Origin of the sequence: Pseudomonas sp. QLc11A, assembly GCF_052112305.1 — a bacterium.
Taxonomy (GTDB): Bacteria; Pseudomonadota; Gammaproteobacteria; order Pseudomonadales; family Pseudomonadaceae; genus Aquipseudomonas; species Aquipseudomonas laurylsulfatiphila.
Genome location: NZ_JAVAJJ010000017.1, coordinates 57,714 through 74,498, shown reverse-complemented (window position 1 = coordinate 74,498; position 16,785 = coordinate 57,714). Strand labels below are relative to the sequence as shown.

Annotated in this window: 13 protein-coding genes; all 13 read right to left on the bottom strand. The window is 62.8% G+C overall.

The genetic code is table 11. From position 1 onward, the window contains the following. Positions 1–28: 28 nt before the first annotated feature. The 13 genes from tssE to Q8X48_RS22545 all read right to left on the bottom strand — a co-directional run bounded on the left by tssE (position 29) and on the right by Q8X48_RS22545 (position 16,785). Positions 29–463, bottom strand: coding sequence for a type VI secretion system baseplate subunit TssE (gene tssE / locus Q8X48_RS22605; RefSeq protein ID WP_407801931.1), 435 nt, complete (start codon positions 461–463; stop codon positions 29–31). Positions 464–466: 3 nt separating this feature from the next. Further along, complete coding sequence (tssJ, locus tag Q8X48_RS22600; RefSeq protein WP_407801930.1) at positions 467–1,003, bottom strand: type VI secretion system lipoprotein TssJ; 537 nt, start codon at positions 1,001–1,003, stop codon at positions 467–469. Continuing rightward, entirely contained in the window at positions 984–2,081 is a 1,098-nt protein-coding gene (gene tssG / locus Q8X48_RS22595; protein WP_407801929.1) for a type VI secretion system baseplate subunit TssG, read from the bottom strand. Before tssG ends, tssJ begins: the two co-directional genes overlap by 20 nt. Then, positions 2,045–3,814 carry a type VI secretion system baseplate subunit TssF gene (gene tssF, locus Q8X48_RS22590; protein WP_407801928.1) on the bottom strand — a complete coding sequence of 590 codons (1,770 nt, stop codon included), beginning with the start codon at positions 3,812–3,814 and terminating at the stop codon, positions 2,045–2,047. The genes tssG and tssF overlap by 37 nt, the downstream gene beginning before the upstream one ends. 22 nt (positions 3,815–3,836) lie before the next feature. Further along, positions 3,837–5,423, bottom strand: a complete 1,587-nt coding sequence (tssA, locus tag Q8X48_RS22585) for a type VI secretion system protein TssA (protein WP_407801927.1) — start codon at positions 5,421–5,423, stop codon at positions 3,837–3,839. After that, entirely contained in the window at positions 5,420–8,713 is a 3,294-nt protein-coding gene (locus Q8X48_RS22580; protein ID WP_407801925.1) for an ImcF-related family protein, read from the bottom strand. Before Q8X48_RS22580 ends, tssA begins: the two co-directional genes overlap by 4 nt. Positions 8,714–8,747: 34 nt before the next feature. Then, a complete protein-coding gene (locus Q8X48_RS22575; RefSeq protein WP_407801924.1) occupies positions 8,748–9,887 on the bottom strand; it encodes a hypothetical protein in 1,140 nt (379 codons plus the stop codon). Beyond that, positions 9,884–10,141 (bottom strand): PAAR domain-containing protein, encoded by a 258-nt coding sequence (locus Q8X48_RS22570; protein ID WP_407801923.1) that lies wholly within the window; start codon positions 10,139–10,141, stop codon positions 9,884–9,886. The genes Q8X48_RS22575 and Q8X48_RS22570 overlap by 4 nt, the downstream gene beginning before the upstream one ends. A gap of 28 nt (positions 10,142–10,169) precedes the next feature. Further along, entirely contained in the window at positions 10,170–10,661 is a 492-nt protein-coding gene (locus Q8X48_RS22565; RefSeq protein ID WP_407801974.1) for a DUF3304 domain-containing protein, read from the bottom strand. Between the two features lie 67 nt (positions 10,662–10,728). Next, complete coding sequence (locus Q8X48_RS22560; RefSeq protein WP_407801922.1) at positions 10,729–13,050, bottom strand: T6SS phospholipase effector Tle1-like catalytic domain-containing protein; 2,322 nt, start codon at positions 13,048–13,050, stop codon at positions 10,729–10,731. Then, a complete protein-coding gene (locus Q8X48_RS22555) occupies positions 13,038–13,559 on the bottom strand; it encodes a DUF3304 domain-containing protein (protein ID WP_407801920.1) in 522 nt (173 codons plus the stop codon). The genes Q8X48_RS22560 and Q8X48_RS22555 overlap by 13 nt, the downstream gene beginning before the upstream one ends. 5 nt (positions 13,560–13,564) lie before the next feature. Further along, positions 13,565–14,365 carry a DUF4123 domain-containing protein gene (locus Q8X48_RS22550; protein ID WP_407801919.1) on the bottom strand — a complete coding sequence of 267 codons (801 nt, stop codon included), beginning with the start codon at positions 14,363–14,365 and terminating at the stop codon, positions 13,565–13,567. Next, positions 14,362–16,785, bottom strand: a complete 2,424-nt coding sequence (locus Q8X48_RS22545; RefSeq protein ID WP_407801918.1) for a type VI secretion system Vgr family protein — start codon at positions 16,783–16,785, stop codon at positions 14,362–14,364. The genes Q8X48_RS22550 and Q8X48_RS22545 overlap by 4 nt, the downstream gene beginning before the upstream one ends.

Here is a 16,785-nt window from a genome sequence, read left to right as displayed (position 1 = left end):
CAGCCTCCCTTGCCATTCAGGTTCACGATTACGACAACCATTGCTGTCGTTTCAAATGTCGCACCAGGACTTTGCCTTCCGGTGCCACGGTGGTACCGAAGGTGATTTGCTGGCCGCTTTTGAGCAGCGCGTCGAGGCTGTACTCCAGATGACCCGGCAGTGTCTGCTCGAGCAACTCGATATTCACGGTCGTCAGGCGCGGTTCGTACTTGATCAAGGTCTCTTGCATGATCCCCATCAACTGATGAGCCGAGCCAGGCAAACCCTGCAGGATCTGGCCCATGTCGGGAAGGCCGTAATCCGGCAGGTGTGCGAGTGCACCGGCCCGGCTGTTGAGGATGCGTTGCAGGTTGTCCAGTACCGACAACGTGTGCTGGTCCTCTTCGCTGACCCGATGCAGGTCCAGGTCGCCGTTGAAGTTCTGCAGCAGCGTTTCATAGAGTGAAGGATTGAACTCGGTCATCGGTTACTCCCGAGACAACGCGCGCAAGGTCAATCGGTTGTCCCCCAGTTCGATGATCCGCGCCCGTTCCGGGTCGAGGTCATCGCGGGTCAAGGTCAGACGCCAGTTATTGATCTGCGTATCGGGGTTGCGAAACAACGCCACCACCGAGACAAAGCGCGCGTCCTTGTCCAGTGGCACATTCAGTTGCGCGCCTTCGCCCGGTTTGATCACCAACGCCTGGGTGTCGAGCAAGTTGCTGTCGAGCACTCGTTCGTCACCATCGAGCAGGCTGTCGTAGGAAGCCCTCTCCAGCGCTTTGCTGTCGCTCAGTTGGTAGACCCGCACCAGCGTCGGAACCGACATTGCATTCATGTCCGCGACATCAGTGTTGATCGCCGTGCGGGCACTGAAATCCAGGTGCAGGGTTTTCACCTGCTTGTAGAAAATCGAGCGGGTGGCGGAAGCGGTGCCCTGCGTGACGGATTGAGTCACCCCGCAGCCGGCGAGCACTGCCGCCAGCATCGCCAGCATCAATGGTTTACCAACGGTACGCGACATGCTGTATTTCCCTGTTCCGAGTGTTCTTCGACAGGCCTTGGTAGCGACCCAGATTGATGGTGATCGTGTCGTGCTCCGCGCCCTGCCAGGTGTCACAGCCCGAGCCCAGCAGGCCGGTCATCCCCAACAGGATGGGCGCCCGCCCCAACACCGGTTGCGGCAGGCTGCGCACCGGCAGCGAAAGCTGCAGCTTCGCGGTACAACGCCAGCCCAGGTACACCCGCAGCAACACCCGCAAATCGTTGTACAACTGGCCATCGGGCAACCAGCCGCGTGCTTCGTCCGGGTCCCGGGTGAACAACACCAGATGCAACTGGCTGTTGGCGTCGCAGCCAGTCGCCCCCAGCGGGGTCCCCCGGGACAGGCTCACCGGGTGATTCGCGGACAGACTCGCCGGCTGCGCCAAGGCAATTTTCTGCGGCCAGTGCGGCGTGATCCGCACCTGCGTCTCGGGTGCGAGCAGCGTCACCAACGCCGTGATGCCTTCGGCGTTACGGGTGGGCATGCGCATCACACCGAGCAGCGCCAGGAACCGCGAAACCGGCGTGGCAATGCGCTTGGCCGTGCCGGGAATGCCCAGCCCGACCAGGCCAAGCAGGCATTGCGAAGTCGCATCGCTGCCGCCCGCTTCGAAGGTGGCCGGGTACGAATACTTGCGCCAGATCCGATAGAACTGGGTGAATATCCGGTGGTTGAAAATGTCGAGGAAAGCTTCCAGCGCTTCATGCCCCTCGCGGCGCTGGGCAATGTCGTCGACAAAAGCCGTCGGCAATGGCGAGTCCACACCGTACAACCCCAGCAGGCGCGTGCGCACTGTCGCCGGGTGCAGCGGTTGATCGGCGTCGATTTCGATGGCCTTCAGTTCACTGGCGGGAAATCCCATGCCGGGGTCGGGGCGGAACCGTACCGGGTCATCCGCCGGGTGGTTGGTGCTGCCCAGTGGCGGGTGATCCGGCAGGGCCTGTTCGAGCAACTGGCAGAAACGATACAGATTGGCCTCGGCCACCCGCCCGTCCAGCGCCTCGAGTAACCCGCTGGCTTTCAGCCGGGAATACGCTGACTGTGGTTCTCGTTCCATCGCAGGCACTTTCCAGAAGGTTGAAGGATCAGCGTGAGCTGGTTGAACAGGTGAATATCGGCGTACAGACCGAAGAAACGATGGAGCATTTCGCCGAACAGGCTGATGTCGCCCTCACCGGAAAAACCATGGGCGTCGAGGGTCACTTCGATGTCCACGCCGCGCAGCAGGAAACCTTTTTCGAAGCGCTGCACCAGGTGGTGATTGACCTCGACGATGGCCGCCAGGCGACGGCGGTTCAGCTCGCTGTCCGTCCAGTCGTACAGCGCCAGGGTGCCGCGCAACACTTCGGCGTTATCGAGCATCGGCAGGAAATTCGAACCCAGGTGGCTGAGCACTCGCCAGTGGAACCGGTCGCGGTTCGGCGGATAGCACGGCAAGGTCGGGGCGCTCAGATTGCGCACCCGCAAACCGGTCTGGGCGGAGTTGGCCAGCGTATCGAGCAAGGTGCTTTGCAACGCCTTGCGCGGCAGTTGGCCGTGGGTACCGGTCAACTGCAGGGACAGACTCTGGCTCGCGTGCAGCCGATCCTGGTCAAAGCCTTCGCCGCCCAGGATCAGCCAGGTATCGTGCAAGCCATTGGCGCCACGCTTGAGGCGCGTATGGAAATAACGCTCGGGGGCCTCGTCGCGCAGCATGCCGCCCTTGTGGCGAAAGCTGCTGAAGGGCACGTAGTCAAAACGCTCGGCGTTCTTCGATGCGGTGACCTGATCCACCGAGTAGATTTCGGTGTGGCCGTCCTGCAGGCGCATGGGACGCAGCAGGTAGTCCGATTGCAACGGCGCCAGCGTCATCGGATCGGCTTCCAGGGTGAACAGATTGATTACCGGCACCGCATGCAAACGAATGTGTTCGGCACTCAGGTTGAACGCTTGCGGCCACGACTCGCGCAGGACCACCTCCAGCTCGAACCAGGGCATGCCCGGCGTGATGCTCACCTGTTCCAGACCATGGAGCGTCACGAACATGAACTTCTCGCGGAAGGTGAAATACTCCAGCAGCAACTGATACCCACTGAACGCGCTGTCGCCCTTGGGCCACAAGCGGTCCTCATCGGCGAAGCCCTTGGGTGCGAAATGGCCGGCCAGCGGATAACGCGACGCCTCCCCCGGCAGGCGCACATACAAGGCCTGGGCATTGAGCGTCAGTGCCTGGTGCAGTGCACTGGCCAATGGCGCATCGGCATTCAGATACAGCGACAGGCGACTCAGGTCGACCTCGCTCCAGTCGCTCAACGAATCACAGGCAAAGCGCAGGCGCAGCAACGAGCGGCCGTCGGGCTCGTGGTCCAGACGCACCGATTCCAGGTCGATGGGTTGCAGTGTCAGGTCCTGGGTGGTGGTGTAGCGACAACGGGTGCGCTGCGGCCCGATGGGTTGCGACAGCACTTCAAAGCCGGCCGCGATCACCTCGCTGCGCTTCATCTGTGCCCCTTCAGGCGCCAGTTCGACAATGGCCAGCGATGGAATGGTGCGCAGGTAATGCGGCCACAACAGGCTGACCAGGCCCTCGGTCAGCTCCGGCAAGTCGTCGTCGAGCTTTTCACGCAAGCGCCCCATCAAGAAGGCAAAGCCTTCGAACAGGCGTTCCACATAGGGATCGCGCGCGCCCGGTTTGTCCAGGTTCAGTTGCGCCGCCCGGTCCGGAAAGGCTTGCGCAAATTCCTGGCCGGCTTCGCGCAGGTAGCGCATCTCGGCGTCGAAATAACGCAGTGTCAGATTGTCCATGCTCAAAAAGAATCCTGATAAATGAGGTTCAACCGCACAGCACCGCGGCGCGTACCGGATCGATGGCCACCAGCGCCGCGAGCAATGCTTCCATGCGCCGGCCCAGCTCGGTCTTGTCGGCATCGTTGCGTTGCGCCTTCAAGCGCGTCAGCTTGAGCAGCCGTGCCTTGACTTCAAAATTCAGCTCCGGCTCCCATTCCGCCAACGCCTGGCGTTGGGCCGTGGCATCCAGTTCAACGAGCAGATGCGTGGCCAGGTCAGTCTTGCCACATTGCTCGGCCACTCGCGCCATCAGCAGGCGCAGCAGCCAGCGCTGACGGCCGGTATGGATGCCGGGGCGCTCGGCCATCCAGGCCAGCGCATGCTCGACACCGTCACTGTCGGCCTGTGCCAGTGCCTCGGCCTCCAGCGACAGGATCTCGACATCGGCAAACACCGCCGCCGGGGCCGGTTCGGGCAGCCACTGCCGGGACTGATTGCCGCTGACGTGCTGACTGATCCACTCGCGGGTCGTCTCGTCGGCAAAAGGCGTACCGTCGTTCCAGCTCAACACCTCCAGCCCCGGCAAACGGTCGAGGAACATGCCCAGGTCGCGCTTGACGATGTCGGCCCAACCGTCCTGGGGTGCCGGTTGTTTGCTCAGGGCCTGGACCAGGTACCACTGCAGGTCCAGCCAGAAATGGTTGACGCCCTCGGCGAACGTCCACTCGACCTGATCGAGCAATTCGCTCCAGTTCTGTTGCAGATACAGGCGTTTGAGTTGCGCCCTGGACTCGCCTCTGGGCGGTGACAGGCGCGTCATGCCGCTGGCGTCCTGCAGGGGTGTCTGGTGCAAGGTATCCCAGCGCAGGCTCTTCATCAGGTGGTGCGCCGCCAGCCAGCCTTGCGGCTGGTCGCGCAGATAACCCGCGAGGGTCCGACCACTGTCCAGCAGATCGCGTCCGGACTTGATGACCGTGACGCCCGGCGTACTGGCCGGACTAGCGGACTCATGGCTGGCACTGTTCTGCGGCACCAGCGCATCCACCCCGCCGGACTGCGCCAGTCGCGCGGACAACGCCCCATACAGCGCGCCCAGTTGCGGTCGTTGTTCCTGCGGCCAGGCCTGCAGCCCACGCTCCAGCCAGGCCAGCGCCGCCACGGTGCGCTCCGCTTCAGCCTTGACCACTTCCGGGTACAGCGACAGGCTGTCCAGCACCTTGCCGCTGGTCAACCACTCCAGGGCCAGCTTGCGGCTATTGGGCCGTACGGGCAGCACGTCACCGGCGTAACGCTCGACCAGCGCGGCCAGCAGGCCCAGGCCATCAGCCAACCCCCTTTCACCGTCTTTGTGCAGGCGCGCCCACAAGTAATACGTGGCAACGCGCAAATCCTTGCAGCGCTGGCTGAGCAGTTTCTCCGCCAACTGAACCACCTCGTCGACATCCGCCCCAGAGAGCTTGTTGACCTCTTCACGCATGCGCTGGAAATCATCGTCGTAACCCGGATCCTCGCCGACAGCCGACTGCGCGCTGATGGGTTGCAACCAGGACTGCCAGTGTTGCGCCTGGGTGCGGGCAAGGGACAGCGGGTCGCGTTCGCCCAGGCAGCGGGCGATCAGTTTGAGCAGGCTCATGGGTAACTCCCGTTCTGCGCAAAAGGCTGCGCTGGCGTGCCCTCGCCGAGAAAGATCTGCGACGGCAATTTGAAGTCGCGCAACTTGAGCAACGCCAGCGGCCCCGCGCCGAGTTCGGTGCGCAGGTGCCAGGTCAGGTCCAGGCCATCAGGGGCCTTGAGCTGCACGCGGTACTGGCTGTCGCTGTCGCTCAGCGCGGTGACCCGGGCTTGTTCGAGCAGGCGGATCAGCCCCCAGGTGCCTTCGAAATCACCGAACAGGCGCTCGTTGGCATGCACGCTGATCCAGCTCAGACGGGTGCCCGGATGGTGGCTCAAGCCCGGCCAGCTGAAGCGCTGCCAGCGTTCCTTCTGGTTGAAGTACTCATGCTTTTCGCCGTTGAGGATGAAAGTGGTCTGCACCACGTCACGCACCGGTTTGCCCCGCAGCTCGAAGCTCAGGCCCATGCCGCCATCGGTGTAGAGCACGTCGGCGAGGTGGCTGAGCTGGTTGATCGCACTGAGGAACTGCGGGTTGAAACGCAAGCCCTGGCTGTGCCGGGCATCGGCCACCCAGCGGCTGCCTTCCTTGCGCAGCACGCCCCCCAGTTGCTGCTGCAGAAACTGTTCGATGCGCCCGGAATCGGCGCGGATCATTTGCCCGAGCATCGGCAGCGAGGCGTCGCTGCTGGTGGCGGCAAAGGGGTAGCGACCGGCGAAGGCGCCGTGCCAGTCCTTGACGATCGCCCGTTGCCACTGGCTGTTGAGGCCCGCCGTCGAGGGTTGCAGCACCCGTTGCCAGGCCTGCTCCAGCGGCTGCACGAACAGGGTCTGGCCGATCCCGTCCCACTCGGCGCCGAGGCTGGCGGCGAGCAGGCTGCCGTAGGCCCGGGTGTCGGTGAGGTCGACGCTATGCCCCTGGAACACGCTCTGCGCCAGGGCCTGAGTCATGGCCTGCGGGTTCGGCGCGTTGCTCACTTGTTGCAGCTTCAGGCGCACCCGCGTGACCCGGTTGAGGAAGGCTTGCAGGCTCAGGCGCTCGCTGTCGTTGTTACGCTCGGCGTCCTTGCCCAGCAGGCTCAGCAATGGCCCGAAGGTGGCGTCCAGCGGACCGCCCGGACCGCCGAGCGACTGCTCGATCGGCGGCACGCTGTCCTGGGTGATCAGCTTCTGCGCCGACTTGATCAATGAATCGCCCAGGGCCTGGCCGCGCGTGCCGGCCTGCCCCTGCCAGGCCAAGGTGTTCATCAGCGCGATCAGCGACGACTGGCGCACGTCGCTCATCAGCGCCAGTTGATCGATCACCTCGCCGAGGCTGTCGACCGGCTGCCAGCGCAGGTGGTTGAGGAAGTCCAGCCAGGCGTTGGCGTAGTCCTGGAAGTAGCGTTCGGTCAGACGCTCCTTGAGCTGGTCCGGGGTCAGTTCGACGGCGAGGCTGGCGGGATTATCGCTGAGCACCCAGTCGATTTCTTCGCGACGGGCCTCGGCGATAGCGGCGATGGCCGGTCGCACCTGGCCTTCCCAGGCCTGGCGGGTGAACACGCCGGGCACTTCGGCCGATGTAGAGAACAGCGCCGTCGCCTCGGTGTCGCCGACCATCTGCTGCAGATTCAACGCCGGCGCGTGATTGGCCGCGCTGTCGAGGACGCTCTGGTACAGGCTGGCTTCGCCATTGCGCTGGCCCAACTGGCCGAGCAGTACTTGGCGGGCCTGGGCCACCAGTCGTGGGTCGGCTTCGATGCGCCATTGCGGATGGGCGGCCAGTTGCTGCGCGTAGAACTGCCACAGAGCCGGTGACAGGCCAGTCCGGTCCGGCTCGGCGTCGCCAAGGACCTTGGCCAGGAACGCCGGATCGACTTTTTCCGGGCGCGCCAGCATCAGGTAGGCCTTGAGTTGCGCGTAGGCCACACCGGCACGCTTGCTGCGTTCGGGGCTGTCCGGCGGCAGTTTGACCAGCGCGTTGAGCCGCGCCTGCAAATGGGCCACCGCCGGATCGCGCAGCAAGCGCTGATTGGCCTCGACGTAACGCGGCCACAGCGCGGCCAGCAGTGCATCGTTTTGATTCAGGCCGAAGCGCTGATACCACGGCGTGCTGTGCTCGGCCCGGTAATCCAGGCGCGTCAGTTCGCGCACCAGCTCGTTGAACGCCAGGAATTGCTCATCTGCGCTTTGTGATTGTTCGAGGGTGGTCAACACCGTCTGCACCTGGGTGATCTGCACGCGGTTGGTAGCGAACGACAGCAGCAGGCCGACGCCCCAGATCACTGCCAGCCCCAGCACGGTTGCGTAGCCGATGCGCACGGCGCCCCAGCCCAAACGGCGACGGTGCACGGCTTTGTCGCCGAGCACGCCCTCCCAAGGCGGCGTGACATGCCACAGACGCCCGGCATCTTCCGCGCCGCCCGGCAACGGCAGGCTGAACCACAAACCGCGCAACGGCACGCTCCGGGCAAAGATACGGAACATCGGCGCCAACGCCTGACGCCAGCGGGCAATGCCCTCGACCTGCAGATCGCGGGCCAGGCGCACCAGAAAATCGTTACCCATCGAGTCTTGCATCTGCACCCAGCCGGCGTTGCGCAGGGGCTGTACCAGGTTGTCCAGAGCCCCTTCCACCGCCTGCGGCGTCACGGGGATGGGCAGCAGGCAACCGACCGGTTGGGTCGGGCGCCGGTCCTGTTTCCACTGGCTGTCGCAGACCTGCCACAGGTGCAGCGGTAGCTGCCAGCGCAGCTTGCGTGCCAGGGTTTGCAGGTGGCGTATGCCGTGTTCCATGGCGCGGGGGTCGGCGCTTTGTGGTTTGTTGAGGGCCCAGATGGCACCGTCGAGGGCACGCCAGCGGGTCAGCCATTGGCACAGGTCCAGTACCCTGTCGCTGGCAGCGGTTTGCGTACTGCCGCCCCAGAGCAGGACAGTGTCGTGACCTTCCAGCCAATGATGCTTGGCCAGGTCGGGGGCGATGGCGTTGATCTGCTCGGGTTCGCCGACGACCAGGAACACACGAACCTTGAACCGCCAGAGCAGGCCGTGTTGCTCGCGCAGCACCTCGCTCATTTCTGCCTGTTGTTTTTGCGCATCAGTTTCGACGGGAGGCGCAGGCGGCAACTTCTGGGAGCCGCTCACAAGCTTGCGGATCCCGTTCTGCACAATCTGCCAGGTCAGCACCGTCATGACGAACAGCAGCGTCCAGAGCAATGCTCCCTTGAGCAACAAATCCAGCAACACGCTGCGAGTGACAGGTTGCGCTCCATTCCACAACCACCAGACCACTCCTCCCATTGCAATCAGCACAGCCAGGATCACTGCCAGCAATAACGCAGTACTCCATGGGGATAGTTTCGGAGATTCAACTGTTTGAGTCATCGGGTTTCACAATTCCAAGGGCCAGAGTGTGATGAGGATCGTTCGCCAACCAGGCACAGGGCACCTGATGTTGCTCGACGTACCAGGCAGCCAGGGTCTGGACGACCATGGCCTGCAGGCCTTCCAGGTCGCCGAAGTTGGCATCTTGTACGTTCTGTTTAGTGTTCCAGCCGTGGAGTGACAGACTTGGCACATCCGGCTGGGAGAACGACACACAGGCTTGCGGGGGTGACGTTATCTCGCTCTGTTGCAGAACACGCTCCGCCACCGTTGGCAGAAGTTCGGTATCGGCGTCGAACCATTCTCCTCGAGAAAAACGCACGCCACCTTCCGGGCCGAACAGCCAAAGCACCGCGGCCTCCCCCGCCGGCAGGCGACTGTCCGGCCGAGCCGGCAAGGATTGGCAGCCGGCACAAAGAATTCGTGCATCCGAAGGGGCACCCTGCATTCGGTATATGATCGAATCCAGGCTATCAATCCCGCGCCAGGATTCTGGTTGCTCGGGCAACTGAACCTGCGCAAAGGTTTTCCCCATCTGCTCGACAAAGGCTTGCCAAGCCGACAGAGACCCTTGCCAGTAGCAAGCCAAAGGCTGTAATGGGCCCGGCTCAGGTCGCTGTGCCTGCCACTGTAAAACCAGTAACTTCGCCAACTGCCATTCGCGTTCGACGACCTCATCACCGAACATCTGGAGCAGGCGAACCGTCGCGCCGTCCGGCGTCATTGCAGGTGCCGGGGGTTGGTGGTCCGCACTGAACAGGGCTTGCCTGTGCTCCGGATCGCTGCTGCCTCCCCCCACCAACACAGCCTCGATCAGCGCCACCGTCTGGCGATGGCGTACCCACCAGGCTTGTTGTATCTGCTGGGACGTTTCGGCATAGCATTGCGAATTGTGGCGATTGAGTCGGTAGAACAACACACGCAACAGAAATATCAGTAGCCATGGCGCCAACACGCTCGCAATCAGCAGAAATCGCATAATTGGATTGTAAAAAGATCCAAAGTCCAGCTGCATAGCGCCAGCGCACGCCAATACAAATAGACCTGCACCGATGGCATACCACCAGGGAAAATCAGGTGCGCGCTCCAATGGATAGGTATCGAATTTCGGAGCCGTATTCATGAGGACACCAGCGCATCGGGCATTGAGCTGACCAACGTGCATCCACACCTGCAGCGATGGCCATCCAGTGCCGCCGGGCGACCGTCGTAATGCAGTAGATCGCTACCCTCAGCGATCTCGGTTGGGCCGTGCAGGTTGCAGCGCACGGCATGGCCCTGACAGGCAACGGGCTTGCCGTAACACTCGTAAAGCCCCTCCAGCACTTCGCCTCCATATTCGTGCAGCGTGTCTCCCTGACGTATTACCGGCTTCATTGCTTCACCTCTCGGTTTTTGACTCACATTAATTTGGGCATGACTGCGGCTGCGGCAAATGCAGCGGGGTCTTGATCGGGTATTCGGGGCTGCCGTAGGCATGGCAGGAGGTGGTGACCACAAGCTCATCGCAGGGCAGGAAGTGCACGGTGAGGCCGCAGGTTTTTTGGCCGGTGTAGTCTGGGATGGGGACTACTTTGGTGTGTTTGCGTTTTTGTGCATCGATTTTGTCTAGCCAGGCATCGTATTTTGCCTCGTCAGCAAAGCCAGGAAAGTCATCGGAGTAAGCCACGCCAGTCTCCCAATCAATGCGCACCGTCATCCCCGGTTGCCACCGCGACGGCGCGCTGTAACAACACCCCCCTCCCCCACCCTGGTATGGCCCAACAATGTCGATCCCCGAGCGACCATCAACGCTGAAGCGGTTGATCGCCCAATGGGTGTGGTTAACCGCTTCAAGCGTGCCAGCCTGGGCGCCTTGCACGAGCATGGCGGCGACCAGCCCGCCGAGGACGCACATCCGTGCGCGGCGCGAATTGAGCTTGCCTCTGGAGGTTGCTCTTTTTGTCGAATATCGAACAACCGGATCAGACCTGCCCATCGTTCACCTCGCCAACCTTGGCGTAAAAGTCTTCCCAGATGGCATCGATGGCTTTATGCACCTCAGCCAAGCGTTGGGGCTCCGTCAGTGGCGGCGGTTCGGTAGCGCTGGAAGCAGACCGCACGGTGGTATCTGCCAACGTGGTGGCGTCGTTTTCACCGTACAGCGCCAGATCCCTTCGGCCGGCGTCACCAAAAAAAACCATGCGTTCACCGAAGTAACTACCGCCGAGTTCTCGCCCCCACTTGTAGAGAAACCAGGCGCGAGAATCGTGGACCTGATCGTCGAACAGCGCGCGCAACAGCCCTTCGGGTTGCGTGGCGTTGCGGCTTTCGTCGACGTTGCCGCGAAAGTTTTCATTGAGGTGGTTTCTCTCGTATTGCGGTGGCGGGAACAACTGGCTGACCTTCAGTTGTCCTGCCGCTTTCATCTGCTCGCGCTCTGCCCGCGCCACGGCGGTGATCACACTCGGGAGCAACACCGGAAAGAGCACCAGGCGCGCCACACGCATCGCGGGGGAAGGCTGTACGCCAACGCTGCGGAAGTGCGCGCTGAACTCTTCGGCGGCTTCGCGCAATTGGGTTTGTGCCATGTCGGCGTCGAAATCCTTGGGGCCGGGTTCCAGAGGCGCTTTCGGCGTGCCGGGAATGCGTTCTCGGGCCAGTTGTTGTTTACGGCGTGTTTCGACGGCAGATTGTTTTTTGTTGCGCGCCTCCTCGTCCTTTTTGCGCACGGCTTCGTCGGCCTGGGTATCGCTGGCCTGACGATAGAATGGCGTTTCCAACAAACTGGCAAAGGCGTAGCGGTCGATGCGCCAGGCGGTGATCCAGGCCAATTGATCGCGAACGGCTTGCTCCAGGGTGTCGTTGGCTGGGAGGGGGTGGTAGCGTTCGGTCTGTTCGATAGACAGGGGTTGGGAAACAGATGGAAGTCCCAGCGTTAGCTGGCGCCAGGCGTTAAAGCGGTGGACGAGAGTTGGAGCAACGATGAACTCAAGCACCACATCAGGTTCCATCGCTCTCCAAAGCTCATCGCGCAGCGTTATTGGCAAAGCATCCTTTGGTACCTTTAACGGTGCACCATGCACGAAGGCATCGGCATAGAGGTCGTGCAAAGCTATCTGCGACAGCAGCAGACCATCGCCTTCGATGTTGTCCTTGCTAATGGCCTTACCCTGATCTCCGGGCGGATACCCCCCTCCTTGATCGGAATGCACCCCCGGATAGATCACTTCCTCACTATTGACCGGGTACTCACCGCTCTCCCGCCGGATCGACTCCAACGGAAAACACAGCCGCTGCTCATGGCTGGCCACCAGATGCAGACAGCGCTTGACCAGCTCACCAGCGGGCAACTGCTGATTGCCATCGGCCCAGCTCATATGCCCGTTCGCCTCCGGCGCGATATCGGCGATACCCACAGAGGCCACGGTGTCCAGCAACCCCAGGTATTCCACGCTGACGGGCAAGGTCAAATCCATTAGCGTCAGCGCCGGCGTCGACGCCTCACGCGACAACAGCTGGTTCAAGCCACTGACAAAGGCCCGGGCCGCCGCCGCGCCACGGGAAAAACCATAGACATACAGACGGATGCCCAACAGCTTCGACATGCCAGGCTGTGGCTGGCTCAAGGCTATGCGCAACGGCTTGGCGATGGCCGCGAACTGCTTGTTGAATTCGCGGTAGCGGTTGCCGAAGGCACTCGCCCATTCAAGCCCCGGCAGGCTACCCATGGCCTTGACCGAAGCCCGCAGGCTGGCGTCGTCCAGCCGTGGCAGGCCCAGTGCGCGGCGCAGGGCATCGATGATCATCAGCAGTCCCCAGTTGATCCGCTCCTCGCCGTACCAGGCGCCGCCCAGCCCCAGGAAGGTGTAATCCAGGTCACCCACTTCCGCAAAAGGCGTGCCTACACCGGGCATGTAGTACTTGTAGTACTGGCCATAGCCCGTACCCGCCGCATCGACCAGCCGCCGGGCTTTGTCGCTGTGCGCAGTGCCGCCGGCATGGCCGTCGCCGATAGTCGCGCGAAACAACCGGGCAATATTGGTCGGGTGTGGGATGGTGGATTCGTACAGGTCGTTGTTGAGGTTGTTGCCGGTGCCGTCGAAAAACAGACTGATGTGCAAGGTCTTGCTACACGGCGCCATCACGCGGCGGCCGGCGGCCAGACACAGGGTATCGTGGTAGTCACGCTCCTGCTGGCGCTGGCGTACAAGGTTCTGTTGAACCTGCAGTGCCCGGCGGGGCAAACGCCCCTCCAGCGGGAACGCTGGCGGATAGCAGATGCTGGCATGTTTCACTTCGGACATGATTGAGGCTCCGGCAGGTGCTGTGGTGTCTTGATCGGATATTCGGGGCTGCCGTAGGCGTAACAAGAGGTGGTGACCTGAAGCTCTTCGCAAGGCAGAAAATGCACGGTGAGGCCGCAGGTTTTTTGGCCGGTGTAGTCTGGGATGGGGACGACTTTGCTGTGACGGCGCTTTTGCGACTCTATTTCTTTCTTCCAAATCAAAAAATTATCCCAATCGCCAAAACCGGGAAAACCCTCTGAACTACCGGCTCCGGTTTCCCAATCAACACGCACCGTCATCCCCGGCTGCCATCGCGACGGCGCGCTGTAACAACACCCCCCACCCCCGCCCTGGTACGGCCCGATAATGTCGATCCCCGAGCGACCATCAACACTGAAGCGGTTGATGGCCCAATGGGTGTGATTGACCGCTTCAAGCGTGCCGGCGTGGGCGCTTTGCACGAGCAACAGACCTGCCAGCGTGCCGAGCATGGCGACGCGAAAACGATGGTTTATGAATGTGGGCATGAGGCTTATTTCCTGGCTTTACTGGGGTGGGACGCGCAGGCGGTGCGCAATCGATCGAGGGCGTGGGCTTCGCGCTCGGTGGCGAGTATCAATCCGGCCTGGGTAGCCTCGAGCATGGCTGCGTAGCACGTCTGAAACTGCTGCTCGGCACTCAATTGCGGCGGCAATGCCTCGCCAAGGTTCGTCAGCGCCAAGGTGGCATCGCTGGCACAGCCAAGGGTTTCCAGCTGGCTGTCGCTCAGGACGATGGGACGCCGTTCTTCTGGCCACACAGGTTCATCGCAGGCACCCGCCAGCCGCTGGGGAAGGCCATCGCGATCCAGCCAGCTCCAGAACACAGCCGGTCTTAGCAAAAGGCGTTGCTGATTGGGTTCAAGCACATGGCTGAACAACAACGGGAACAGGCGCGGGTCGTAGTAGCGCAGCAGACCCGGATACCCGCCGCTCTGTGCTTCCAGGCATCGACCAAGGTATTCGGCCAGCGCCTGGAACGGCCAGTTGGAGGCCAACACCAGTAATTGCGAGTGCCCTTTCAGGTTTTGCATCAGGCCGATGAGCCATTGCCGTTGCAGGGGGACCGCCAGATCAACCCGCACCAGCAACGGCGCCAGCTCCTCGGCACCGGCCTCCGGCAACTCGCTGAACAACGAGTGCCAGGGCAGCGAAGGTTCGACACTGAGCACGCTGCCGAGCATCGGCGTGTCGCTGCCGGCCTGGTCAATGATGATATCCAGGCAGGTAATGGTGGACTGGGCACAGCAAGCTTCCAGCAGTGCAATCCAGGGAACGCTACGAACAGAGGTCATGCTCGTGCCCCCCTGGGTACGAAGCCGAGTGCGGCGGCCTGGGCCCTCTTCAGGCACTCCTTGCACACCGAACCGGGCAATTCGGGAAGTGGGAAGTCTTCACTGGTCGGGGGATTGATCCGGTGCTTACCCTTGACGCAGATCAAGCCCGGGCCGTGAATCTGGATCTCGCCTTCCTCCGTAATCCGGAAGTAAGCGCCACCACAGGCGAGGGTGATGCTCTTTAGGGCAGTCAACTGCAGATGCCCCTGCACCGATTGGATCGTGATGTCTTGCTGGGCAATGAGATTCATCAGATCGCCGTGGGATTCGATTTCCAGCGGGCCCTTGCCGGAGACCAGGCGCATGCCTTCGTGTTGGGCTAGCAGGGAAATGCCCTGGTTGGCGTGGGCGGACAGGCGTTGGGCGGCGGCGAGGTTGATTTCGTCCTGGCTTTGCAGGTACATCGCGTCGCCGCTGCTGAACAGCAGGCTGGCCGGCGTGACCGCACCGATGCCTTTGGGTGCGCTGAGGAGGATGGCCGGGGCGGACAGGTCTTTGGCGTCCGCTTGTAGTTGATGCAGACCGTCGATGGCAGGCTGTCGGCTGTGGTGGGCTTGGGCAATGGTTTGCCAGTCGGCGATTTGCTGCTTAGCCCCTTCGATAAGGTTGGATGCTGGCTCCATGCCCAGGACTTGCCCCTGCGCCTTGGCCTGCGCATCGGCACTGATGAACAGGCCCTTGCCGCCACGAATGGCACCATGACCATCGCTACGCAGCTCAAACCCTTCCCCACGCTTCTGCTTCTTGGCATCCACCAGATGCCCCAGATTCAACTGGCTCTTGCCCCCATACTCGGTACTGAGCTTGACGTGCTCTTCCCCCCGCCGGTCCTCCATGCGCAGTTTGTTGTTGGCCGGAGTACGCAGCACGTTGCGGGTGTAGTCGCGTTTGCCGAGGGTCACGTGGTCCGGGTGCTGGTCGTCGTGCAGGGCGTGGGCGATGTAGGGTTTGTCCGGGTCGCCCTGCTCGAAGGCGATGGCCACTTCGGTGCCGGCGATCAGTGGCAGGTGCAGGCCGTGGGTGTCGCCGGCGTAGGCGCGGGCCTGGCGCAGCCATTGGCTGTCCTGGCCGGGTTTGCGGGTGTCGCGGTCGAAGAGGAATTTGACCCGGTAGCGGCCTTCGAGGTCGATGTCGGCGTAGGGGTCGTTGGCTTTCGGGCTGGTGACCCGTGCCGGGAGGGTGCCGGCGATTTGCGGTTTGGGTGGAATCGGCGGGCGGAAGCACAGGCGTTCGGCGTAGGGCATGGCCTGGAAGTGGCATACGAAGCTGCGGTCGCGGGCGGCGTGGGTGGTGAGGCCGGTGAGTACCGCGCCGCGGGCGAAGGCCTGAGGGGCGCCGCCGCTGATGTTCAGTACCTGGCCCGGGGCCAGGGTGGCGCTGCTGCTGGTGCCGCTGAGGTGGGTCTGTTGGTTGAGGTAGCGTTCGTGGCGCAGGCGCGCGTAGAAGTAGCCGCTTTCGCTGAGCAGGTCTTCGTCCTGGTGGTAGGCGTTGCCGAGCACGCTGTAGGGTTCGGCGTAGTGGTAGGCCTCGCCGTAGGTGTGGGGTGCGCCATGGGTGGCCGGCTCGCCGCGGGTCTGGTCGACTTCGCCGTCGAGGTAGGCGCGGGCGTCGCGGGGGTGGTAGGCGCGCACGCTGACTTGCTGTTCCACCATCTGGTGGCGGGTTTGCAGGGCCCAGACGGCGTCCTCGCCGCTGCTGCTCAGGCCGGAGGGCGAGCGCATCGGCAAGACGACGTCGAACTGGTAGCCGCGCTGGTCGTCGCAGAACTCGACGACGTCGATGCTCAGGCGTTCGTCGCTGGTGCAGCGGTACCAGATGCCGACGTCGGCCAGCAGGCGGGTGATGAAGTCCAGGTCGCTTTCGTTGTATTGCATCACCTGTTCGCGGCGCGGGTACTCGCGGTGCAGGCGGAAGAAGAAGTCCTGGCCGAGAAAACCGTGGCGGCTGCGCAGGATGCTTTCGACGATTTCCGGCACCGATTGCTGCAGGTAGAGGCGCGTTTGCCGGCCACGGGCGAGCCGTCCCAGGCGCGGTTGCAGGGTGATTTCGTAGCGCGCTTCGTCGACCGAGCCGGACAGGCGTTGGCAGCCGCTGATCACGCCGTAAAACGTGCGCAGCGGTTTGGCCGGCTTGGGCACTTCCCACGCCATCAGGGCCACGGTGGATGGCGCGGCGTGCAGGCTGAACTGGGCGTATTGGCCGAGCAGTCGGTCGGCGCCGAGGTCGAGGTGGCTACAGGTGAATTCGACGGTGTAGGTGAACGGCTGGCTGAGGTGTTCTTCGCCCCTGAAGGTGAGGACGTCGAGGGTGGTGTCGAGGCCGTCGACCTGGAGTTTGTGGCGGCTGTGGTCGAAGAAGGTGCGCAGTGCGGTGCTCAT